The organism is Pseudogemmobacter faecipullorum (assembly GCF_020539525.1).
Taxonomy (GTDB): Bacteria; Pseudomonadota; Alphaproteobacteria; order Rhodobacterales; family Rhodobacteraceae; genus Pseudogemmobacter; species Pseudogemmobacter faecipullorum.
Window position 1 is genome coordinate 230,605 of record NZ_JACDXX010000002.1, and the last position, 21,087, is coordinate 251,691.

Consider the following 21,087-nt stretch of genomic DNA (forward strand, 5'->3'; position numbering starts at 1 on the left):
GAAGCGGTTAATTTATGGAAAACTGGCAGCCATGCGCCAGGCGGGACACAAAGGTGCAGACTGGATGCGACTTTGTGCAGATCCCCGCCAGGGCCTGCCGGTCTTGCAGCCCGGAGGGTGCAGGGCTACCAGATCACCAGTCCCGGCCTGCCGGGCCCAGGTGAAGGGATGCGGCTGATGGCGCAGGAAGAGATTGCCGGACATAGGGTCGCGGTGCGGCACTATGGAGCGGAGGGCGCGGCTTCAGGCCCCCGGCTGCTGGCTCTTCATTGTGCGCTGGGTCACAGCGGCGCCTGGTCGCCGCTCGCCACCGAGCTGCCCGGCTGGCAGATCACCGCCCCTGATCTGCCAGGCCATGGTGGCAGCGCTGATCCCGGGCCGGGAAATTACCACGAACTCTGCACGGCGATTGCCCGCAGCCTGGCTGAGCGGCTGGCGGGCGAGGGGCCGCTGCATCTGCTCGGGCACAGCCTTGGCGGCACCATCGCCCTGCGTCTCGCGCTGGAGGCGCCGGAACTGTTCCGGAGTGTCACCCTCGCCGAGCCGGTGCTGTTCAAAGCTGCCGAGGGCGGGGCGGGTCACGCCGAGAATGACCGGCAGCAGGCAAGCGTGGCGGCGCTGATCGCGGAGCAGCCTGAGACCGCGGCGGCACTGTTCCATGGGGTCTGGGGCGCGGGCCTGCCCTATGCGGCGCTGCCCGAGCGCAGCCGTAAGACCATGGCCGCGCAGATGTATCTGATCACCGCTCCGGCGGATGTGCTGGTCCATGATGCGCCGGGGCTGCTGGCCCCGGGGCGCCTTGAGGGGCTAAAGATGCCTGTCCTGCTGGCCGAGGGGGACCGTTCCCCGCCGGTTGTCGCCGAAATTCTCGACCGGCTCGCAGCGCGGCTTGCCCGGGCCGGGCGGCTGAGCGTGCCGGGGGCGGGGCATATGGTGCCGATCACCCATCCGGCCCCGCTGGCAGCGGCGATGCGCCAGCTTGTCGCCGCCTCCCGCTCAGAAGGCTGAGAGGAAGGCCTCAATCTCGGCATCGCTGGTCGCCCAGGAGGTGACCAGCCGGGCACCCTCGCTCTCGGGGCTGTCCGCATCGTAATAGACCGCACCCTCCGCCAGCAGCCGCGCATGGGTGCCGCGCGGCCATGTCGGGAACATCAGATTGGCCTCGACCGGATGGCGCTGGCTGACGCCGGGCTTTCTGGCCAGGCCCGCCGCCAGCTTTGCCGCCGCTCGATTGGCATGGGTGGCGAGGTCGAGCCAGAGGCCATCGGTCAGCGCCGCCTCAAACTGCGCCGAGAGATAGCGGTGTTTCGAGAAGAGATGCCCGCCCCGTTTGCGGCGCAGCTCAAATTCCGGACCACGCTGCGGCGCTTTGGCCGGATCAAAAATCACCACTGCCTCGACCCCCATCAGCCCGTTCTTGGTGCCGCCGAAGGACAGCACATCCACCCCGGCGCGCCAGGTCAGATCGGCAGGCGAGGCCCCGCTTGCCACCACCGCATTGGCAAAGCGCGCGCCGTCGAGATGGACCGGCAGGTCAAACTCGCGCGCCACAGCGCAGAGCGCAGCGGTCTCGGCAGCGGTGTAAACCGTGCCGGGCTCGGTCACATTGGTCAGCGAGACCGCGCCGCGCTGGGTGTTATGCAGGCTCTGGCCACGCTCCGCGATCCGGGCCCGCAAAGCCGCGGGCGTCATTTTGCCATGCGTTCCGGCAACCAGCGTCAGCTTGCCGCCCTGCATGTAGAATTCAGGGGCGCTGCATTCGTCTTCCTCGATATGCGCGGTTTCATGGCAGAAGACCGCCGCCCAGGGTGGGCAGAGCGTGGCCAGCGACAAGGCATTGGCCGCGGTGCCTGTGGCCACCAGATGCACCAGCGCCTCGGGCGCCTCAAAGATCGTGCGGATCTGGGTCGTGACCCGGGCCATGGCCTCATCGGCGCCATAGCCCCGGGCATAGCCCTCATTGGCGCGGGCCAGGGCGCTCATGATCTGTGGCGCGACACCGGCGGAATTGTCAGAGGCAAAATACATCACAGTTCCTCATCAAACACATAATCTTCCCAGTCTTCCTCGGGCACTGTCAGCTCTGAGACGGTCTTGCCACGGATCGAGGGGCCCATCGTATGCGTGCTTTCGGGATCTCCGGTGAGCAGCGGATGCCAGTCCGGCAGCGGCTCTTTATAGTAAAGCAGCTTATAGGCGCAGGTGGCGGGCATCCAATAGGCGGATTTCGCAATGGTCTTCGGAGTAAGGAAGACGCATTCCGGCACATGTTTCTTACGGTTCGCATAATCCGAACAGCGGCAGGTCTCGCCATCGAAGAGCCGGCAGGAGACTGCGGTGAACAAAAGCTCACCCGTATCCTCAAACTCCAGCTTGTTCAGACAGCATTTGCCACAGCCATCACAAAGCGCCTCCCATTCAGCGGGGGTCATTTTGTTCAGGGGCACGGTTTCCCAGAAGCGGGGGCGCAGATCAGATTTGGGCTCAGACATGGGCCAGATCTGCGCTTTCCGGGCGCGAAAGAAAAGGGGGCGCAGCTCAGCCGGCGCTGAGTATTTCGCGCGCCTGCAGGCAATCAGCGTTCATCTGCTCAATCAGCGCCGGCAAACCGCTGAACTTCAGCTCGGGGCGCAGATATTCGACCATAGCAACCGAGAGCTGGCGGCCATAGAGATCGCCCTTGAAATCGAGCAGATGGGTCTCAAGGTTCGGCGTCAGGCCATTGAACATCGGCCTGACGCCGAGGCTGGCCGCGCCAAGATAGCTGCCCGCCTGCGGCCCGTTCAGCACATCAACCCGCACCGCATAGACGCCGAAAGCCGGCAGATGCAGCCCGGCCAGATCCATATTGGCGGTGGGGAAGCCCAGTTCACGGCCACGCTTCTCGCCATGGATCACCGCACCTTCGATGCGGTGCAGATGGCCCAGCATGGCAGCGGCATCGCGCGGGCGGCCTTCGCTCAGCGCGGTGCGGATCGCGGTCGAGGAGATCGAGGTTCCGGCGGTCTTCACCAGCGGCGCGACCGTGGTGCTGAAGCCATATTGCGCCCCGAGCCGGACCAGATCGGCGGCGCTGCCGGCGCGGCCCTTGCCGAAGCAGAAATCCTCGCCAATCACCACATGGCGGATGCCGAGGCCCCTGGCCAGAACATCGCGGACGAATTCCTCGGGAGAGAGGGCGGCAAGCCCGGCATTGAACGGCAGCTGGAACAGGTGCTCAACGCCAAGTTTCGCCAGGCGGCTGGCGCGGGCTTCGGCATTCATCAGCCGGAAGGGGGCGGCGTCAGGCTGGAAAAACTCACGCGGATGCGGCTCGAAGGTAATGACCCCGAGCGGCCCCTGGCCCCTTGCGAGATCGATCACCGCCTGATGGCCGAGATGCACGCCGTCAAAATTACCAAGCGCACAGGACGCTCCACGGGCGGCGGCATCAAGCCATTGCCAGTCCTGATGAATCTGCATCGTCGCGCCGGTCCTTGTCCCGGGGCCGGCCAGAGGTAACCGCCGCCGGACCCTGTCAGTCGAATTTGCGGCTTGGCGCCAGAACGACGGCCTCGCCTTTCAGGACCGTTGTTTTACCTACCGAGGCGAGGGTTTCAAGGGTCACCCGGCGTTTTGCGTGGTCAATCGCCAGAACCGTGACTTCAGCTGTCACCCGGTCGCCGGGGCGCACGGGGGCCATGAATTTAAGCGTCTGGCCCAGATAGACCGTGCCATGGCCCGGCAGCTGCTCACCGATCACTGCCGAAATCAGTCCGGCGGTCAGCATACCATGCGCGATCCGCCCCTGAAAAATCGTGTCCTGCGCATAGGATTCGTCAATATGCACCGGGTTCCGGTCGGTCGAGACCTCAGCGAAAAGTTCGATATCGCGGTCGGTGACCACTTTGGTCAGCGAGCGGGTCATGCCGATCTCGAGATCTTCAATGCAGATCGTGCCACGCGGCTGATTGTGACCGGAATCGAACATCATGGCTTTCCCTGTCCTCAGGCGAATCCCTTTCGCCATTCAGGAAATTAACAGATGCCGCATTGCAGCGCAATCGATGCCGCAACAAATATGCATAAAGCGTGCATTAATCGGAATATTGTTACCACCCGATCTCCTGCCCGCAGCCTGGGGCAGGAGATCGGTCCGGCCTCAGGCGAGGAAAGGAATCGACCAGCGCGGTGCGCGGCCCATCTGGCCGAGCCAGCTCTGCAGCCGGGCTTCTTCCGGCTGAGCGGGATCAGTGCCGAATTCCTCGGTATGCAGCCCGCCGGTGATGAACAGCGCATCCAGACCTTCGCCCGCCGCGCCGAGGATATCGGTGTTGATGCCATCGCCAATGCAGAGCACCGACAGATTTTCGCGCCCGTCAGCTGCGGCCAGGCGGCGGCGGGCGAGGTCATAGATCGGCGGATGCGGCTTGCCGAAATACAGCGCTTCGGCCCCGTCCTGCTCATAGGCCTCGGCAAGAGCCCCGGCGCAGAAGATGCGCTTATCGCCCCAGTCGACCATGATATCGGGATTGGCGCAGAGCATCTTCAGCCCCATGGTTTTGCCAAGCAGCAGTTCGGCGCGGTAATCCGCCGGGGTCTCGCTCATATCATCGCGCAGCCCGGTGCAGACGATGCCCTCGGCCTCGGCCAGCGGCACGCGGCTGATCGCGGGCTGGCTGGCGGCAAGGGCGGCAAGATCATCGGCAAAAGTGTCAAAGAAGGCCAGATCTTTCTCGGCGCCGATGTGATAGACCTTGCGGCCAACCGCCCCCGAGAGCAGGCCGAACTGCGCCGCATCGCCCGAGGTCACCACCAGATCCCAGGCGTCCCGTGGCACCTCGAGCTTGTCGAGCTGAGCAATGACCGAGGCCTGGGGCCGCGGCGAATTGGTCAGAAGCACCACGGTGACCCCGCGCCTGCGGGCCGATTGCAGCGCTTTGACCGCAGCCGGGAAAGCAAAGACGCCATTATGCAGACAGCCCCAGAGATCGCAGAACACCGCGTCATACTGGCCGGCGATCTCATCCAGTGCGGAAATCAGCCGGGTGTTCGGAATGGCAGTCATCTCAGGCTCCCTCATATCATCACTGCCTGCGGTCTAGGCTAAGGCGGGCGAAAGCGCAAAGCCGGAAGCGCGGATCAGGCCTATCGCGCTTGCCCGTATGGCCGCTGCGGTATAGAGCCTGGGCCAAACCGGCACAGGGCCGGCAAGCCGGAGGCCGGACATGACCGTATCCGTTGGCATTATCATGGGGTCGCAGTCTGACTGGGCCACGATGAAAGAAGCCGCTCTGATCCTGGATGAACTCGGGATCGCTTATGAGGCGAAGATCGTCTCGGCCCATCGCACGCCCGACCGGCTGTGGGATTATGGCAGGACCGCCGCAGAGCGCGGGCTGAAAGTGATCATTGCAGGCGCGGGCGGTGCGGCGCATCTGCCGGGCATGATGGCCTCGAAAACCCGGGTGCCGGTGATCGGCGTGCCGGTGCTGACCAAAGCGCTTTCGGGTGTCGACAGCCTCTATTCGATCCTGCAGATGCCGAAGGGCTTTCCGGTTGCCACTATGGCGATCGGAGCACCGGGCGCGGCGAATGCCGGTCTGATGGCGGCGGGCATTCTGGGGGCCTTTGACGCCGGGATTGCCGCAAGGCTTGATGCCTGGCGCGAGGCCCTTTCGGCCTCGATCCCTGAGGAGCCGAAGGATGAGTGAGCCCCTCGCCCCCGGATCGGTGATCGGTATTCTCGGCGGTGGTCAGCTGGGGCGGATGCTCTCGGTTGCGGCCAGCCGTCTGGGCTATATCTGCCATATCTATGAGCCCTCAGCCGCTGCCCCTGCAGGCCATGTGGCTGAGAAGCTGTATACCGCGCCCTATGAGGATGAGGCGGCATTGCGCGCCTTTGCCGGGGGCGTCGATGTCATCACCTATGAGTTCGAGAATGTGCCGACCTCGGCGCTGGATCTGCTCGAAAGCCTGAAGCCGATCCGCCCGAACCGCCGCGCGCTGGCGATCAGCCAGGACCGGATCACCGAGAAGACCTTCCTGAACGGGCTGGGTCTGACCACTGCCCCCTGGGCCGAGGTGAATTCCGAGGCTGATCTGCGTGCTGCGGTCGAAAAGATCGGCCTGCCGGCGATTCTGAAGACCACTCGTCTGGGCTATGACGGCAAGGGCCAGGCGCGGCTGAATACACCGGATGATATTGCAGCAGCCTGGGTTGCCATGGCGGGCGCGCCTGCGGTGCTCGAGGGTTTCGTCGCCTTTGAGCGCGAGGTCTCGATCATCGGCGGGCGCGGCGCCGACGGCTCGGTCGCGGCCTATGATCCGGGCGAGAATGTGCATCGCGAGGGCATTCTGCGCACCACCACGGTTCCGGCGAAGCTGAGCCCGGCGCAGCGCTCGGATGCGGTGCTGCTGGCGGCAAAGATCCTCAATGCGCTGGAATATATCGGCGTGATGGGGGTTGAGCTTTTCGTCACCCGTGCCGGTCTGGTGGTCAATGAGATCGCACCGCGTGTGCATAATTCGGGTCACTGGACCCAGGCCGGCTGCACCGTTGATCAGTTCGAGCAGCATATCCGCGCCGTTGCGGGCCTGCCTCTGGGCGATGGCGGCCGCTATGCTGATGTGGTGATGGAAAACCTGATCGGCGAGGATGTCGAACAGGTTCCGGCGATCCTGAAAGAGCGTGCCGCCCAGCTGCATCTTTACGGCAAAGGCGCCTGGCGTCCGGGCCGCAAGATGGGCCATGTGAACCGGATCGTGAAGGGCTGAGGCCTTTTGTCCTGGCAGCGGGTGGTGGTCTCTGCCCTCGCGCGCCGGATTGTCTCTCAGGAGGAAGCCGCAGCCGCGGCTTCCTTTTTTTCATGATCAAAGTGGCCGGTTTCGAGGAAAATCAGGGTCTGACGGATCACCTCGGGTGAGAACATCATCCAGGTATGGCTGACCGGCAGAGTGATGTGATCGCTCATGCCTGCCAGCCTGGTGCTGGCGACGCTGACCTTGCCATCATCCTCGCCCTCGATCAGCGAGGAAAACCAGGGGCTGTACGAGCGGTTCCCGGCGATAATGCCAAGCGGAAAACTGGCCGGAGGCAGGCGGTTCGGCCAGCTTTCCGGCCCGGTACCAAGGCTGAGGCCAGCCGGACCATTGATCCAGCGAAACGGCGCCAGATCGCCCAGCCGGTCGACAATCTCCGAGCCGTGATTGGGCGGTGCCAGCATCACAGCGCGGCCAAAACCCATGAGCTTTGCCGCCTCGGGATTGCGGGCATGCCAGTCGCGCAGCAGGATGCCACCCATGGAATGGGTGACGGCATGCACCGGCTGCCCGGTTTGCAGTGCCTCGGAAAACGCCGCGTCCAGCCAGCCGGACAGGCTGAATACGGCCTGACGGGTAGAGGGATAGCCGGCATTGATCACGCCGTAGCCCGCAGCCTTCAGCGCCAGGGCCATCGGCAGAAGCGAGCGCTGTGAGCGGGCGAGACCATGGATCAGCACCACTGTCTCGCCCTTTGCCGGGGCAGGGGGCTGGCGCAGCAATTCAGCGAGAAAGGGATCGGGCATCGTTATCGGCTCAGGCCTCGGGGGAATCGGTGTCGCTCAGACCCTGCTGCTGACCCTCGCGGGCCGCGCAGGCGAGATGGATATAGCGTGCCCGAAAGGCGCGGATCGCCTCTTCATCCAGCTCCTCCAGGTCAAGCAGCGCATTATGTGCCCCCCTGGTGGCGCGGATCAGCTCGTCCAGCTTCAGCTGGATCGCCGCCGTATCATGGTCCTGGCTGTTCTGGATCAGAAATACCATCAGAAAGGTGATGATGCTGGTCGCGGTATTGGCCACCAGCTGCCAGGTATCGGACCAGCCGAACAAAGGTCCGGTTATGCCCCAGATGAGGATGAAAGCAGCGGCAGCGAACAGGCTGGCGGGATGGCCGCAGATCCTGGCGCAGCGTCGCGCGAGACGGGCATAGGACATTCTGCACTCCTGAGCGAAGCAGACCGGAAGGTCACTCTGCCTTTCTGCGCCGGGCTGGACAAGGCCCGGATTGGCGCTAGCCTGAGGCTTGGACAAACGGGGGGGAGGAAACGATGAGCCGGGCCTTTGTTAACGAAGACGCAGGGATTGACCGGCCGGATCTGCCGGAGCTGCCCCTGTCGCGCCATCCGAATTATGTGACCCTGCGTGGGCTGGAGACGCTGAAAGCGCGGCTGGCGCAGCGGCTGGAAGAGCTGGAGGCCTTGCGGGCCCGCGAAGATCGTCTCGATAAACTGCCCGAGGCGGCGGCAGAGCGCGATATCCGCTGGCTCGAGGCGCGCCTCGCCATGGCGATTCCGGTCGATCCGGCAGAGCAGCCGCTTGACGCTGTGGCTTTTGGCCTCGCGGTGCTGGTCGCCGATGCCGGGGGGCGCGAGATCCGCTATGAAATTACCGGCGAGGATGAGGCCGATGCTGCCCAGGGCCGGATCGCGCCGCAATCGCCGCTGGCCCGGGCGCTGATCGGCGCAGCGCCCGGCGATACGGTGGTGGTGCAGCGCCCGGCCGGAGCGCTGGAGCTGGAGGTGCTGGAGATCAGCCGGCCCTGACCTCAGCCGGGGCTCTGACCTCAGCCAGGGCTCTGGCCGGTGCGGCCAAAGCGCGGCAGATGGGTCAGGATCAGCCCGGCGCGATGCGCGAAAACCGCATCATCCGAGAAGGGCGCGCCATCCCCGGCCGCATGGGCGATCAGCGCGCCGAGCCGGGCGCGGTCCCGGGCCAGCCCCGCCAGCGCCGCCGCAAGGGCGGCAGGCGACTGGCCCGGCACCAGCAGCCCGCCGCCATGCCCGGCGATCAGATCGCGCGGATAGGCGCTGTCATAGCCAATGATCGGGGTGCCGGAGATCAGCGCCTCGATCAGGCAGCGCGGTGATTCCGGGGTTTTATGGCAAAAGGCCATCACATCGGCCTCGCGCAGCAAAGCGAGGATGGTTTCGCGCCCGGTGATAAAGCCAGGCAAAGCGATTTTATCGCTCAGCCCTGCGGCGCTGATCCTGGCCTGCATCTGCGGCAAGGCGCTGCCCTCTCCGGCCCAGGTGGCGCGGAAGTCGACGCCCTGCTCTGCCAGCAGCACCAGCGCCTCGACCCAGTCCATCGCACCTTTCATCGGCTCGGCCCGGCCGGTGTAGATGATGCGCAGCGGCCCGGAGCCAGCCTCTGTGATTTTGCGCTTCAGCGCGGCGGGCGGCAGGTGATCCTCGCGGTTGATGTGAATATCATGGACCAGCTGCGGATTGGGCGAGAGCGGGGCATAATGCGACCAGGTGTCCCGGCCATGGAACAGGCCAAGGCTGGCATGGCGCACCAGATCACGCTCCATCGCGGCCATCGGGCGATGATAGAGCCGCGCCAGCAGGCGGTGGCGCCATTTTCCGGCGCTTTTCGCCCGCTCGCGGGTCACCGCGCTTTCGACCCGGTCGGCCCAGATGTAATGCATGCGCCCCTGACGCCGGGCTTCATAGGCGGCCACCGCGCCCCAGTCACCGAACAGCCCGCCGATGGCAAAACCCAGCCAGTCGGCGCGCGGGATCAGTGCCCGGATCTGCCGGCGGACCCGGGGCAGCCGGCGCAGGAACTGATCCGGGCGCCAGGCCCAGGGCAGTGGCACAATCTCGATGCGCTCCAGCGCCGGGCCAATCCGGCTGAGCCCGACCCAGGCCGGAGGCGGCAGGCCCGGCCTCAGCGGGGCGATGACGATCAGCTTTTCGAAATGACGCGCCCAGAGCCGCAGGCCGTTACAGGCCTGATCCTCCAGCAGCCAGCTGCCATCATCAGCCTGATGAAAGGCCACGGGAAGATACAGCAGGATCGTCCCCGCTGCCGGGGCCGGGGGTAGGCTCGCGTCTGCTGTGGCGCTGTGGGGCAAGGATCACTCTCAAAAATTTACAGATCATGAAGAGCAGAAAAGCGGTGAGACAGCAGCAGGCAAAGCGGGAGGGGAGTGGTCTGAGGATAGGCGAAGCCGCAGGGGGCAGGCTACTGAATTCGTGACCGGGCGGCGGGCCGGCGCAATGAAAAAGGGCGGCCCGAAGGCCGCCCTTTCCGCAGATGCAGGGGGGGTGGATCAGAAGTCCATGCCGCCCATGCCGCCGCCCGGCATTGCCGGAGCCGCGGCTTTATCAGCCGGCTTGTCAGCGATCATCGCTTCGGTGGTGATCAGCAGCGAAGCAACCGATGCCGCATTTTCCAGCGCGGTACGGGTCACTTTGGCCGGGTCGATCACGCCGAAGGAGAACATGTCGCCATATTCTTCGGTCTGAGCGTTGAAGCCGAAGGTGTTCGATGCCGATTCACGGATCTTGCCGGCAACAACTGCACCGTCAACGCCCGAGTTTTCAGCGATCTGACGCAGCGGAGCTTCCAGAGCGCGGCGGATGATGCCGATGCCGACATCCTGGTCGCCATTCGCGCCTTTCAGGCCTTCGAGCGCCTTGGTTGCCTGGACCAGAGCCACGCCACCGCCGACGATCACGCCTTCCTGCACCGCAGCGCGGGTTGCGTTCAGAGCGTCGTCAACGCGGTCTTTGCGCTCTTTGACTTCGACTTCGGTCATGCCGCCAACGCGGATGACTGCAACGCCGCCTGCCAGTTTGGCAACGCGTTCCTGCAGCTTCTCTTTGTCGTAATCCGAGGTGGTTTCCTCGATCTGGGTGCGGATCTGCGAAACGCGGGCCTCGATCTCAGCTTTTTCACCCGAACCATCGACGATGGTGGTGTTGTCTTTGTTGATCGAGACTTTCTTGGCGCGGCCGAGCATGTCGATGCCGACATTCTCCAGCTTCATGCCGAGATCGTCCGAGATCACCTGGCCGCCGGTCAGGATAGCGATATCCTGCAGCATGGCCTTACGGCGATCGCCGAAGCCCGGAGCTTTGACAGCAGCGATTTTCAGACCGCCGCGCAGTTTGTTGACGACGAGGGTTGCGAGCGCTTCGCCTTCCACGTCCTCAGCGATGATGACCAGCGGACGCTGCGACTGGATGACAGCTTCCAGCAGCGGCACCATCGGCTGCAGCGACGAGAGCTTTTTCTCGTGCAGCAGGATGTAGGCGTCTTCGAGATCTGCAACCATCTTGTCAGCATTGGTGACGAAGTAGGGCGACAGGTAGCCACGGTCGAACTGCATGCCTTCGACAACCTCAACCGAGGTTTCCAGGCCTTTGTTTTCCTCGACGGTGATCACACCCTCATTGCCGACTTTCTGCATCGCGTCAGCGATGAAGCGGCCGATGGTGGCTTCGCCATTGGCCGAGATGGTGCCGACCTGAGCAACTTCGTCCGAATCCTTGACCGGGCGCGAAGCAGCGCGCAGCGCTTCGACGACTTTGCCGGTTGCGAGGTCGATGCCGCGCTTCAGATCCATCGGGTTCAGGCCAGCTGCAACCGACTTCAGACCTTCTTTGATGATGGCCTGGGCCAGAACGGTCGCGGTGGTGGTGCCGTCGCCCGCTTCGTCATTGGTGCGCGAGGCAACTTCTTTGACGAGCTGAGCGCCCATGTTTTCGAACTTGTCTGCCAGTTCGATCTCTTTAGCGACCGAAACGCCGTCCTTGGTGATGCGCGGCGCGCCGAACGACTTTTCGATGACCACGTTACGGCCTTTCGGGCCGAGGGTCACTTTGACAGCATTGGCGAGGGTGTTGACACCAGCCAGCATACGGTCGCGTGCATCGGTGGTGAATTTTACGTCCTTGGCAGCCATTGGCTAAACTCCTTGGAAATCAGATTGAAGGGAAAAGCGGGCCCACATCCGGCCAGAGCCGGCAGGGCCACCGCGGTCATCAGGCGAGGATGCCGAGGATGTCGCTTTCTTTCATGATCAGCAGCTCTTCGCCGTCGACGGTCACTTCAGTGCCCGACCATTTGCCGAAGAGAACGCGGTCGCCAGCTTTGACCGAGGGTGCGATGAGCTCGCCCGAATCCTTGCGTGCGCCAGCGCCGACGGAGACCACTTCGCCTTCAGCGGGCTTTTCTTTTGCGGTGTCCGGAATGATCAGACCGCCCTTGGTCTTTTCTTCGGACTGAACACGACGGACCAGAACGCGGTCATGCAGCGGGGTGAAAGCCATCTGGTAAACTCCCGTGGGTAATCCAGGTTGAATTGGATCAGCACTCGCCTTGGGTGAGTGCTAACGGTGAAAGAGGTAGGCAACCGGTTATGCTCTGTCAACACCGGCAGGCGCTTTTCCGCAGTTGAATTTCATCGCCGCTGTCTGGCCCGGTCCTGGCCCGGCCGCGCGGCCCCGTTCCGGCCTGTCGCGGACAGAGAAACTTTGCCTGGGGCTGATGCCGGGGCTTGGTCGGCGAGCGCTGAAATGCGATCCTGCGGCAGCTCCTGCCCCCGGACTGACCGGGCAGGCCATGCTGAAGGATCTCTCCATGTGCGCCTGGCTGTCTTCTCGTCCGATTCGCGGGCTCGCCGCTCTTGCGCTCGGCTGGCTCGGGTTCAGCGGCCTGGCGCTTGCCGAATGTGCAGGGGTCAATCTGACCAGCCAGATGATGCCGGCCGAGCTGGCCCTGGTGCAGGCAAAGGCCGATGCCGTGCCTTTCCCCGAGGGCAATTTCTGGACCGCGACCCGCGACGGCCAGCAGGTGACCCTGGTTGGCACCTATCACCTCGATGATCCGCGCCATGAGGCGATCCTGAAAGCGCTTGGCCCGAAGCTGGCCGGGGCCGGGGTGTTGCTGGTCGAGGCGGGGCCGAAAGAAGAGGCGGCGCTGCTGAAGGCCATGGAAGATGATCCTTCGCTGATGTTCATCACCGAGGGGCCGACCCTGATCGAGCGGCTGCCGCGCGATACCTGGCGGCGGCTGTCGCAGGCGCTGGAGGTGCGGGGCATTCCGGTCTTCATGGCCTCGAAACTGCAGCCCTGGTATGCGACGGTGGTGCTGGCCATTCCGCCTTGCCATATCGAGGCAGGGGAGGGACAGCCCGACGCCCCTCAGGGGCTCGACGGGCAGCTGATCCGCCGCGCCGAGGCGATCGGCCTGCCGGTCGGGGCGCTGGAATCGCATGAGGCCATTTTTCGCATTTTCGACGCGCTGAGTGACGAGCAGTCGCTGGCGATGATCGAATCCACCCTCGCCATGGAGGGCCAGTCTGAAGATTTCGCGGTCACGCTGAGTGATCTCTATTTCGCCGGAGAATCGCGGCTGATCTGGGAGCTGAACCGGTTTTTCGCCTATAAACAGCCGGGCTACAGCCGCGAACAGGTCGATCAGGAAATGGCGGTGATGGAAGAGCTGATGATGGTGCGGCGCAACCGCGCCTGGATCCCGGTGATCGAGCGTTTCGCGGCGGGGGAAAAGCCGGTCATTGCCGCTTTCGGCGCGCTGCATCTTTCGGGCGAGGCGGGCGTGCTCAATCTGCTGCAGCAGGCGGGCTGGGAAATCACCGCATTCACACCTCTGGCTGAAGCGGGCATACCCGCAGAGGTTCCGGACTCACTGCCCGCTCAGAAGGCGCCAGTGGAAGAGCTTATTCCTTGATTTTTAATCATAAAATCACGCATGTGACTTTGTATGCAAGAAAAATGCAAAATAGGATCGACCTGGGGCAGAGCGCAGGTTATCTCTGTCGCAAGGCGCGGCCTGGCCGCGACAGCTGACTGAAACCGCAGCCTCCTGCCTGATCTCCGGGGCTGAAACCGAGGATTTTTGTGATGACCGCCTATCCCGATACCCTGCTCTTCATCGATGGCAGCTGGAAAGAAGCCGTCGGAGGCCGCAGCATTGCGGTGATCAACCCGGCCACCGGGGCGCAGATCGGCAGCGTGGCCCATGCCTCGCGCGAAGATCTCGATGCGGCGCTGGCGGCGGTCGAAAAGGGGTTTGCGGTCTGGAAAAACACCCCGGCCTATGAGCGCGGCAAGCTGATGCGCAAAGCCGCGGATCTCTTGCGCGCGCGCGCCGATGAGATCGCGGTGATGATGACACTGGAGAACGGCAAGCCTCTGGCCCAGTCGAAAATGGAGATCGGCGGCGCGGCCGATGTGATCGACTGGTTCGCGGCTGAGGGCCAGCGCAGCTACGGCCAGATGATCCCCTCGCGCGCGCCGGATGTGCTGCAGATCACCGTCAAACAGCCGGTCGGCCCGGTGGCGGCTTTCACCCCCTGGAACTTCCCGATCAACCAGGTGGTGCGCAAGCTCTCGGCGGCACTGGCGGCCGGCTGCTCGATCATCGTTAAAGCCCCGGAGGAAACACCGGCCAGCCCGGCGGCGCTGATCCGGGCCTTTGCCGATGCCGGGATCCCGGCAGGCGTGGTCAACCTTGTTTACGGCATTCCGGCCGAAATCTCGGAATATCTGATCCCGCATCCGGTGATCCGCAAAATCTCCTTCACCGGCTCGACCCCGGTCGGCAAGCAGCTGGCCGCGCTGGCCGGTCTGCATATGAAGCGTGCGACGATGGAGCTTGGTGGTCATGCGCCGGTGATCGTGGCCGGTGATGCTGATATCGCCGCTGCCGCCTCGCAGATTGCCATGCATAAATTCCGCAATGCCGGTCAGGTCTGCGTCTCGCCGACCCGTTTCCTGGTGCAGGAAGAAAAGCATGAGGAGTTTACCGCCCGCTTCACCGAATATGCCGCCGCGCTGAAAGTTGGTGACGGGATGGATCCGGAAACCGCGATGGGGCCCTTGTCGAATGAGCGTCGCATCCCGGCGCTGGAGGCTCTGGTGCAGGATGCGGTCGATAAAGGCGCGCGTCTGACCACCGGCGGGCGCCGCCTTGGCAATGAGGGCTGGTTCTTCGCGCCGACCGTGCTGGCCGATGTGCCGCTGAATGCGCGGATCATGAATGAAGAGCCCTTTGGCCCGGTGGCGGTGATCAATAAATTCAGCACGCTCGATGAGGCGATCACCGAGGCCAACCGTCTGCCCTTCGGCCTCGCCGCCTATGCCTATACCACCGACACCGCCACTGCGACGCGTCTGGGCTATGAGATTGAGGCCGGCATGCTGACCATCAACCATCTCGGTCTTGCCCTGCCGGAAGTGCCCTTCGGCGGCATGAAGGATTCGGGCTATGGCACCGAAGGCGGCTCGGAGGCGATTGAGGCCTATCTCGAAACCCGTTTCGTGACCCGCAAGGGCTGAGGACGAAAGCCGGGGGGCTTCCCCCCGGATCCCCCCGGGATATTTCCCGGACAGATGAGGGCGGGGCGGGCGGCGCTCGCGCTTTCAGCTGTCTAAAAATATCCCCGCCGGAGGCACCGGGCCGCCGCCGCGGCCCGGGCGCTTTTAACCGCAGGCAGATCGCGTCGTGCTCAGGTGACAAAAGCCGCTGATCTGCCTATAAGCGCCGCGAATTTGCTCTTCCCCGCAAGGATACGCGCTATGACGATTAAGGTTTTTGGCCATAAATCCCCCGATACCGACTCGACCGGCTCACCGATCATCTGGGCCTGGTATCTGACGGAAATCAAAGGCACCCCGGCGGTTCCTGTCCTGCTGGGCGAGCCGAATACCGAAGCCGCTTTCATGCTGAAACACTGGGATCTGGCCAGGCCGGAGATCATCGCCGATGTGACGGCCGGTGATAAAGTGGTGATCGTGGATACCAATAATCCGGCCGAGCTGGTGCCTTCGGTCAATGAGGCCGAGATCATCGGCATCATCGATCACCATATGCTGGTCGGCGGTCTGAAGACCCGGGCCCCGATCGAGATCACCATCCGCCCGCTGGCCTGCACCGCGACGCTGATGCATGATCTGATCGGTGCGGATCTGGCGAAAGCCCCGCGCGGTATCAAAGGCGCAATGCTGTCTTGCATCCTCTCGGACACGCTGGAGTTCCGCTCGCCCACCACCACCGCGCATGACCGCGCCGTGGCCGAGCAGCTGGCAGCGGATCTGGGGGTCTCGATCCCGGAATTTGCCGCCGCGCTGTTTGAGGCCAAATCGGATGTCTCGGCCTATTCCGACGAGGCCCTGCTGCGGATGGACAGCAAAGAATATAATATCGGCGGCAAAGAGCTGCGGGTCTCGGTGCTGGAAACCACCGCGCCGAAACTGCTGCTCGACCGCAAAGCCAGCCTGATGGCGGCGATGCCGGGCGTGGCTGCGGCCGATCAGGCCGATCAGGTGCTTTTGTTCATCATCGACATCCTGCGCGAGGAAGCGACGCTTCTGGTGCCGAATGATCTGGTGAAGACCATTGCCGAAGCCTCGTTCGGGGCGGTTGTGAGCGGCGACAGCGTTGTGCTGCCGGGCATTATGAGCCGCAAAAAGCAGATCCTGCCGATGCTGAAGGTCTGAACGCGCTTCAGCCGCTGAAATCAGAAAAGGCGGCCCTTCGCGGGGCCGCCTTTTTCATGCGTGAAAGCCTGGCCGGCCGGGTTGTGCTCACTGCCGTGCTTACTGCGCCGCAATGGCCAGCGCCAGACCATCGGCCACGGCGGTAAAGGCCTCGGCGCGGTGCAGACCGGCGCCGGGCAGCATTTCCGTGCTCAGATCACTGACCAGCTGCATCAGGCTCGAGCCGCCGACCAGCACCACTGTCCCGATCTGCCCGGGCGCTATGCCAGCCAGGCGCAGGGTTTCGCTGATCGCGGCGCGCAGCGCATGGCGGTAATTCTGCAGCGCCAGATCGAGCGAGCCGTAGGAAATCGGTGCCGAAAGGCCCGGCTCGATGAAACTCATATCAATCCGGCATTTCGCCAGGCCGGTATTGGCCTCGATCTTGCCGCGCTCGACCGAGAAGGCCAGCTCATGTCCCAGCTCTTCCTCAAGCAGGGTGACAAGGCGCGACAGGCGCTTTGCATCCACCGCAACGCGCAGCATCGAGCGGATCTCGCGGATCGTCTCGGGTGTATAGAGGAAGGGGATCCGCGCCCAGGTCGCCAGATCCGAGAAAATGGCATTCGGCACCGGCAGCAGGCCCTCGCCCATTTCACGGCGCAGAACCCCGCCCTGGCCGAGCCGGGGCATGCTATGGGTCAGCGAAATCGCATGGTCGAAATCGGTGCCGCCCAGCCGGATGCCATGACTGGCCAGGATCGTGACCTGGCCCTCGTGGGCGCGGAACACCGAGAAATCGGAAGTGCCGCCGCCGATATCGATCACCAGCCCGGTTTTATCCTCTGGCGCGCTTTGCGCCGCCCAGGCCGCGGCCTCCGGCTCGGCCATGAAGCTGATATCGGTGAAACCCGCCGCCGCGTAGCAGGCCCGCAGATCGGTCTCGGCCTGGGCGTCACGCTCGGGAAAGCCGGAGTGGAAATGCACCGGGCGACCCGAGAGCACCGCATCGGGGCAAAAGCCCTTTGCTTTTGTCACCCTGGCGCGCAGCTCGGTCAGGAAGGCGGTGATGATATCGGCGATGCTCTGGCGTTTGCCGCCGACCAGCCGGGTCTCATGGAGCAGCGGCGTGCCGAGCACCGATTTCAGCGCCCGCATATAGCGGCCCTCTTCGCCGGCAATCAGCGCCTCGCCTGCGGCGCGGCCGATCCGCATGGCGCCGCTGCGCGGCGGGAAGAAGACGGCCGTCGGCAGGGTATCGGCATCCGCCTCTATCCGGATCCGCTCGACACCGCCCCCGGCGCGCGGCAGAGCCACGGCGCTGTTGGACGTGCCAAAATCAATTGCGAGACATGCCCGGGTCATCTTACTGCCAGTCTTTCCAGAGGGAGAGGCCGGGCGGGCTACAGGAAAGAATGCGGAAGAACAAGGCGGCCTGCGACTATCTTTGAGAGTGAGAGCCCGCATCGGCAGAAGCTCTGAAAATGCGGTGTTGAAAAGGGGTTATGAGGCGCCGACAGACGAAACCCCACCTCATCAGCTTTCCGGCAGAAAGGGCGCGCGGCAGCGGGCCCGGGCCGGGCTGCCTGGCCCGCGTCCCGGCTGGCTCAGGCGATAATATCGGGGATCAGCCTGTCCTCGAGCGAAGCGATCTGATCTTTCAGCGACAGCTTCTGCTTTTTCAGCCGCCGCAGGGTCAGCGCATCGAACCGGCCACTTTCGCTGAGGGCGGCAATAGCCTCATCCAGATCACGATGCTCGCGCCGCAGCACTCCGAGCTTCACGCGCAGCATCTCTTCAAAGCTCATCTCGGGGGGGGCATTCATGGCCAGGCGCGCGTCTTCACTGAAGTTTCAGGATAAAACATAGTCGAGAAGAGTGATTCGGAGAAGCGTCCCGCCCGGATCTGCGCCGGCAAATTTGTCGCGGGGCGAGGGCGAAGCCGGGATGGGGCCAGACCAGCGGCCGTAAAGCCGCTTTGACAGTGCTGCGGCGTACCGCCCACCTCGGCTCTGCCGCGCTCGCCTCGCTTGCTGCGCTGCAGCTTGCCCTTGCAGGCGGGTCTGGCTGATCCCATATTCAGCTCAGGTGGCGGTGCCCGAATACGGGGCCGGATACCGGAATTGTCGCTTTACGCAAGGACAGTCCGACGATGACAAAACTCAGCTTCGGGTCGCACCCGTTCCTGCTCGGCTTTGAACAGCTTGAGCGCCTGGTTGAACGCACGGCGAAAACCGGTGGCGAGGGCTATCCGCCCTATAATATCGAGGCCGTGGCCGAAAATGCCTATCGCATCACCCTCGCCGTGGCAGGGTTCCGCGAGGAGGATCTGGCCATCACCATCGAGGACCGCCAGCTGGTGATCCGTGGCAGGGTCTCGGACCAGGGCGAGAATGGTGAAACCCGGGTCTTCCTGCATCGCGGCATTGCTTCGCGCGCCTTCCAGCGCAGCTTCGTGCTGGCCGATGGGGTCGAGGTTGCCGGCGCGCATATGGAACATGGGCTGCTGCATATCGACCTGCACCGCCAGGTGCCTGAGGCGGTGGTACAGACCATCAGAATTGGACAGAAGGAAAGGGGTAAGTAATGAACACGCCATATCGCGGCCTCCCCGAAAACAAGAGCCGGATCGTCTATGTGCGCCCGGTCCTGGTGGCTGATCTGCCCGATGAGCTGCGCGAGCAGATGAGCGGAGAAATGGGTGAGGATGGGGTGATCTATTCGGTCAATGACCCCGATGGCAAACAGCTGGCCCTGGTTGCCGACCGGACCCTCGCCTTCCATCTGGCCAAGGCCAATGATTTCGCCCCGGTCAGCGTCCACTGACAGAAATTACGGCGGGGGCAGTCACAGCTCTGCCCCCGGATCTGCCCCCGAAAGATTTTGCACAAAGGGAGGCAGAATTTCTGCCCCCATAAATAAAAAGCCCCGCATTGCTGCGGGGCTTTTTATTTACTGACCGGCGAGCCAGCGCTCGGCATCAAGCGCCGCCATACAGCCCATACCGGCCGAGGTGACGGCCTGACGGTAGACATGGTCGGTCAGATCGCCCGCCGCAAACACCCCCTCAACCGAGGTGCGGGTGGTGCCGGGCTCAACTTTCACATAGCCGCCATTATGCAGCTCCAGCTGATCCTTCACCAGTTCCGAGGCCGGGGCATGGCCGATCGCCACGAAGAAACCCGCAACCGGCAGGTCATGGCTCGCGCCGGTTTTCAGATTGCGCACCCGTACCGCCTCAACCCCGAGCGGGCTGTCGGCCCCCAGAACCTCGCTCACCTCGCTGTCCCAGATCACCGTGACTTTCGGATGCTTAAACAGGCGATCCTGCAGGATCTTCTCGGCGCGCAAAGAATCGCGGCGGTGAATCAGCGTCACTTTCGAGGCGAAATTGGTCAGGAACAAAGCCTCCTCGACCGCGGTATTGCCACCGCCGATCACCGCCACCTCTTTGCCGCGATAGAAGAAACCATCGCAGGTGGCGCAGGCCGAAACGCCAAAGCCCTTGAACTTTTCCTCCGAATCCAGGCCCAGCCATTTTGCCTGGGCGCCGGTGGCGAGGATGACCGCATCGGCCGTATAGGTGGTGCCGCTGTCTGCCGTGGCGGTGAAGGGGCGTTTCGAGAGATCGAGCGCGGTGATGTAATCTGCGATTATTTCGGCCCCGGTCTCGCGGGCATGCTCTTCCATCTCTGCCATCAGATCCGGGCCCTGCACGGTTTTATGGCCGGGCCAGTTCTCGACCTCGGTGGTGATGGTCAGCTGACCACCCGGCTGCAGCCCCTGAATCAGAATCGGTTCCAGCATGGCGCGCGCCGCGTAAACCGCAGCCGTATAGCCCGCCGGGCCCGAGCCGATGATCAGAACCTTGGTGTGACGCGTCTCGCTCATGGTCTTCAGCCTCTGGACTATGCGCGGCCGGGCGGCTTGTGCCCGCTGGCCGCAGATCAATGACGAATGCCCCTTTTGAAGGGCCTGATGTTGATATAGAGAAGCTGCCTCATAGCTGGAACCCCTGCGAGGGGCTGTTTTCGCTATGGGTAGCGCGCCGGGCGCGCCGCAAATTTCTGAGAGACAGTCGTCGCTGTGACGCAATGTCACACCCGTTTTGCGGGTGCCTTTGAAACTTTGTTGCGTGCTGCGGACCAAAAGCCTATTCAGACGGCAGAGACAGGAGCATGCAATGCCGAGCCATAAGCTTGACGAGACCGACCGGCATATTCTTGCCGAGCTGCAATCTGATGGCAGGATGACCAATGTGGAGCTTGCCAGCCGGGTAGGGATTTCAGCGCCTCCCTGCCTTCGCCGGGTGCGGACCCTGGAGGAACAGGGTTTCATTGCGGGCTATCACGCCGATATCAATGCCCGCTCGCTGGGGTTTGAGGTGTCAGTTTTTGCCATGGTGCGGCTGAACTCTCAGGCTGAAAGCGATCTGGCCGCCTTTGAGGAACGCTGCCGCGGCTGGTCGCTGGTGCGCGAATGTCACATGCTGAACGGCGAGATCGATTTCATCCTGAAATGCGTCTCGCCGGACCTGTCGACCTTCCAGACCTTCCTGACCTCTGAGCTGCTGACCGCCGCCAATGTGGCCAATGTGAAAACCAGCCTGGTGATCCGCAATGCCAAGGATGAGCCGGGGGTGCCTTTTGACATTCTCGAAGACCGGCTGGCGCGCAACGCCTGAGGCGTCAGATCCGGAGCCGGGTTCAGACAGGGGCCTGGCGTAAGCCGGGCCCCTCTGTGCTTTGCAGCTCAGGCGCGCGGCCGGGCTGCAACAAAAAACGGCCCCGTTAACGTGCCAGAGGAGCACCGGGACCGCTTTGCGCGTGTTTTC

General features: G+C 63.7%; 23 protein-coding genes. 10 read left to right on the top strand and 13 right to left on the bottom strand.

Annotation, left to right across the window (positions count from 1 at the left end; all coding sequences use genetic code 11):
• The first annotated feature begins 177 nt into the window (after positions 1-177).
• Positions 178-1,008: an alpha/beta fold hydrolase gene (locus H0485_RS02930; RefSeq protein WP_226933862.1), complete on the top strand. Its 831-nt coding sequence runs from the start codon at positions 178-180 to the stop codon at positions 1,006-1,008.
• On the opposite strand, the gene H0485_RS02935 is transcribed toward H0485_RS02930, so the two are convergent.
• The 5 genes from H0485_RS02935 to H0485_RS02955 all read right to left on the bottom strand — a co-directional run bounded on the left by H0485_RS02935 (position 997) and on the right by H0485_RS02955 (position 5,047).
• The gene (locus H0485_RS02935) at positions 997-2,028 is read right to left on the bottom strand and encodes a threonine aldolase family protein (protein ID WP_226933863.1); all 1,032 of its coding nucleotides are present in this window, start codon (positions 2,026-2,028) and stop codon (positions 997-999) included. The genes H0485_RS02930 and H0485_RS02935 overlap by 12 nt on opposite strands.
• On the bottom strand, positions 2,028-2,492 hold the full coding sequence (locus tag H0485_RS02940) for a YcgN family cysteine cluster protein (RefSeq protein WP_226933864.1): 465 nt from the start codon (positions 2,490-2,492) through the stop codon (positions 2,028-2,030). Before H0485_RS02940 ends, H0485_RS02935 begins: the two co-directional genes overlap by 1 nt.
• A gap of 46 nt (positions 2,493-2,538) precedes the next feature.
• Positions 2,539-3,462 carry a bifunctional riboflavin kinase/FAD synthetase gene (locus tag H0485_RS02945; protein ID WP_226933865.1) on the bottom strand — a complete coding sequence of 308 codons (924 nt, stop codon included), beginning with the start codon at positions 3,460-3,462 and terminating at the stop codon, positions 2,539-2,541.
• A gap of 55 nt (positions 3,463-3,517) precedes the next feature.
• Positions 3,518-3,970 (bottom strand): MaoC family dehydratase, encoded by a 453-nt coding sequence (locus tag H0485_RS02950; protein WP_435531469.1) that lies wholly within the window; start codon positions 3,968-3,970, stop codon positions 3,518-3,520.
• Positions 3,971-4,141: 171 nt separating this feature from the next.
• Positions 4,142-5,047 (bottom strand): TIGR01459 family HAD-type hydrolase, encoded by a 906-nt coding sequence (locus H0485_RS02955; protein ID WP_226933867.1) that lies wholly within the window; start codon positions 5,045-5,047, stop codon positions 4,142-4,144.
• A 160-nt stretch (positions 5,048-5,207) separates the two neighbouring features.
• On the opposite strand from H0485_RS02955, the gene purE reads away from it, so the two are divergent.
• Together purE and H0485_RS02965 are read left to right on the top strand one after the other, a co-directional pair.
• Positions 5,208-5,693 carry a 5-(carboxyamino)imidazole ribonucleotide mutase gene (gene purE, locus H0485_RS02960; RefSeq protein WP_226933868.1) on the top strand — a complete coding sequence of 162 codons (486 nt, stop codon included), beginning with the start codon at positions 5,208-5,210 and terminating at the stop codon, positions 5,691-5,693.
• Complete coding sequence (locus tag H0485_RS02965; RefSeq protein ID WP_226933869.1) at positions 5,686-6,756, top strand: 5-(carboxyamino)imidazole ribonucleotide synthase; 1,071 nt, start codon at positions 5,686-5,688, stop codon at positions 6,754-6,756. The genes purE and H0485_RS02965 overlap by 8 nt, the downstream gene beginning before the upstream one ends.
• 56 nt (positions 6,757-6,812) lie before the next feature.
• Here H0485_RS02965 and H0485_RS02970 read toward each other — a convergent pair whose 3' ends face one another.
• Together H0485_RS02970 and H0485_RS02975 are read right to left on the bottom strand one after the other, a co-directional pair.
• Positions 6,813-7,547 (bottom strand): alpha/beta hydrolase, encoded by a 735-nt coding sequence (locus tag H0485_RS02970; protein ID WP_226933870.1) that lies wholly within the window; start codon positions 7,545-7,547, stop codon positions 6,813-6,815.
• Positions 7,548-7,557: 10 nt separating this feature from the next.
• On the bottom strand, positions 7,558-7,956 hold the full coding sequence (locus tag H0485_RS02975) for a low affinity iron permease family protein (protein ID WP_226933871.1): 399 nt from the start codon (positions 7,954-7,956) through the stop codon (positions 7,558-7,560).
• Positions 7,957-8,069: 113 nt separating this feature from the next.
• Here H0485_RS02975 and H0485_RS02980 point away from each other — a divergent pair, with 113 nt between their 5' ends.
• A complete protein-coding gene (locus tag H0485_RS02980) occupies positions 8,070-8,564 on the top strand; it encodes a GreA/GreB family elongation factor (RefSeq protein ID WP_226933872.1) in 495 nt (164 codons plus the stop codon).
• Positions 8,565-8,584: 20 nt separating this feature from the next.
• On the opposite strand, the gene H0485_RS02985 is transcribed toward H0485_RS02980, so the two are convergent.
• From H0485_RS02985 to H0485_RS02995, 3 genes are all read right to left on the bottom strand, one after another.
• Positions 8,585-9,805 (bottom strand): glycosyltransferase, encoded by a 1,221-nt coding sequence (locus H0485_RS02985; RefSeq protein WP_226933873.1) that lies wholly within the window; start codon positions 9,803-9,805, stop codon positions 8,585-8,587.
• A 273-nt stretch (positions 9,806-10,078) separates the two neighbouring features.
• Positions 10,079-11,716, bottom strand: a complete 1,638-nt coding sequence (gene groL, locus H0485_RS02990) for a chaperonin GroEL (RefSeq protein WP_226933874.1) — start codon at positions 11,714-11,716, stop codon at positions 10,079-10,081.
• A gap of 79 nt (positions 11,717-11,795) precedes the next feature.
• Positions 11,796-12,083: a co-chaperone GroES gene (locus H0485_RS02995; RefSeq protein WP_226933875.1), complete on the bottom strand. Its 288-nt coding sequence runs from the start codon at positions 12,081-12,083 to the stop codon at positions 11,796-11,798.
• A 310-nt stretch (positions 12,084-12,393) separates the two neighbouring features.
• On the opposite strand from H0485_RS02995, the gene H0485_RS03000 reads away from it, so the two are divergent.
• The 3 genes from H0485_RS03000 to H0485_RS03010 all read left to right on the top strand — a co-directional run bounded on the left by H0485_RS03000 (position 12,394) and on the right by H0485_RS03010 (position 16,274).
• Positions 12,394-13,503, top strand: a complete 1,110-nt coding sequence (locus H0485_RS03000; RefSeq protein ID WP_226933876.1) for a TraB/GumN family protein — start codon at positions 12,394-12,396, stop codon at positions 13,501-13,503.
• A gap of 173 nt (positions 13,504-13,676) precedes the next feature.
• Entirely contained in the window at positions 13,677-15,113 is a 1,437-nt protein-coding gene (locus tag H0485_RS03005; protein ID WP_226933877.1) for an NAD-dependent succinate-semialdehyde dehydrogenase, read from the top strand.
• A gap of 240 nt (positions 15,114-15,353) precedes the next feature.
• Complete coding sequence (locus H0485_RS03010; protein ID WP_226933878.1) at positions 15,354-16,274, top strand: manganese-dependent inorganic pyrophosphatase; 921 nt, start codon at positions 15,354-15,356, stop codon at positions 16,272-16,274.
• A gap of 99 nt (positions 16,275-16,373) precedes the next feature.
• Here the strand turns inward: H0485_RS03010 and H0485_RS03015 are convergent, their stop codons facing one another.
• Positions 16,374-17,618, bottom strand: coding sequence for an Hsp70 family protein (locus tag H0485_RS03015; protein WP_226933879.1), 1,245 nt, complete (start codon positions 17,616-17,618; stop codon positions 16,374-16,376).
• 242 nt (positions 17,619-17,860) lie between these two features.
• Positions 17,861-18,079: a YdcH family protein gene (locus H0485_RS03020; protein WP_226933880.1), complete on the bottom strand. Its 219-nt coding sequence runs from the start codon at positions 18,077-18,079 to the stop codon at positions 17,861-17,863.
• Between the two features lie 326 nt (positions 18,080-18,405).
• Between H0485_RS03020 and H0485_RS03025 the strand changes: the two genes are divergently transcribed.
• Positions 18,406-18,840 (top strand): Hsp20 family protein, encoded by a 435-nt coding sequence (locus tag H0485_RS03025; protein WP_226933881.1) that lies wholly within the window; start codon positions 18,406-18,408, stop codon positions 18,838-18,840.
• On the top strand, positions 18,840-19,079 hold the full coding sequence (locus H0485_RS03030; protein WP_226933882.1) for a DUF1150 family protein: 240 nt from the start codon (positions 18,840-18,842) through the stop codon (positions 19,077-19,079). The genes H0485_RS03025 and H0485_RS03030 overlap by 1 nt, the downstream gene beginning before the upstream one ends.
• 126 nt (positions 19,080-19,205) lie before the next feature.
• Here H0485_RS03030 and trxB read toward each other — a convergent pair whose 3' ends face one another.
• Positions 19,206-20,144, bottom strand: a complete 939-nt coding sequence (trxB, locus tag H0485_RS03035) for a thioredoxin-disulfide reductase (RefSeq protein ID WP_226933883.1) — start codon at positions 20,142-20,144, stop codon at positions 19,206-19,208.
• A gap of 292 nt (positions 20,145-20,436) precedes the next feature.
• Here trxB and H0485_RS03040 point away from each other — a divergent pair, with 292 nt between their 5' ends.
• Positions 20,437-20,937, top strand: a complete 501-nt coding sequence (locus H0485_RS03040; protein ID WP_226933884.1) for an Lrp/AsnC family transcriptional regulator — start codon at positions 20,437-20,439, stop codon at positions 20,935-20,937.
• The last annotated feature ends 150 nt before the right edge of the window (positions 20,938-21,087 follow it).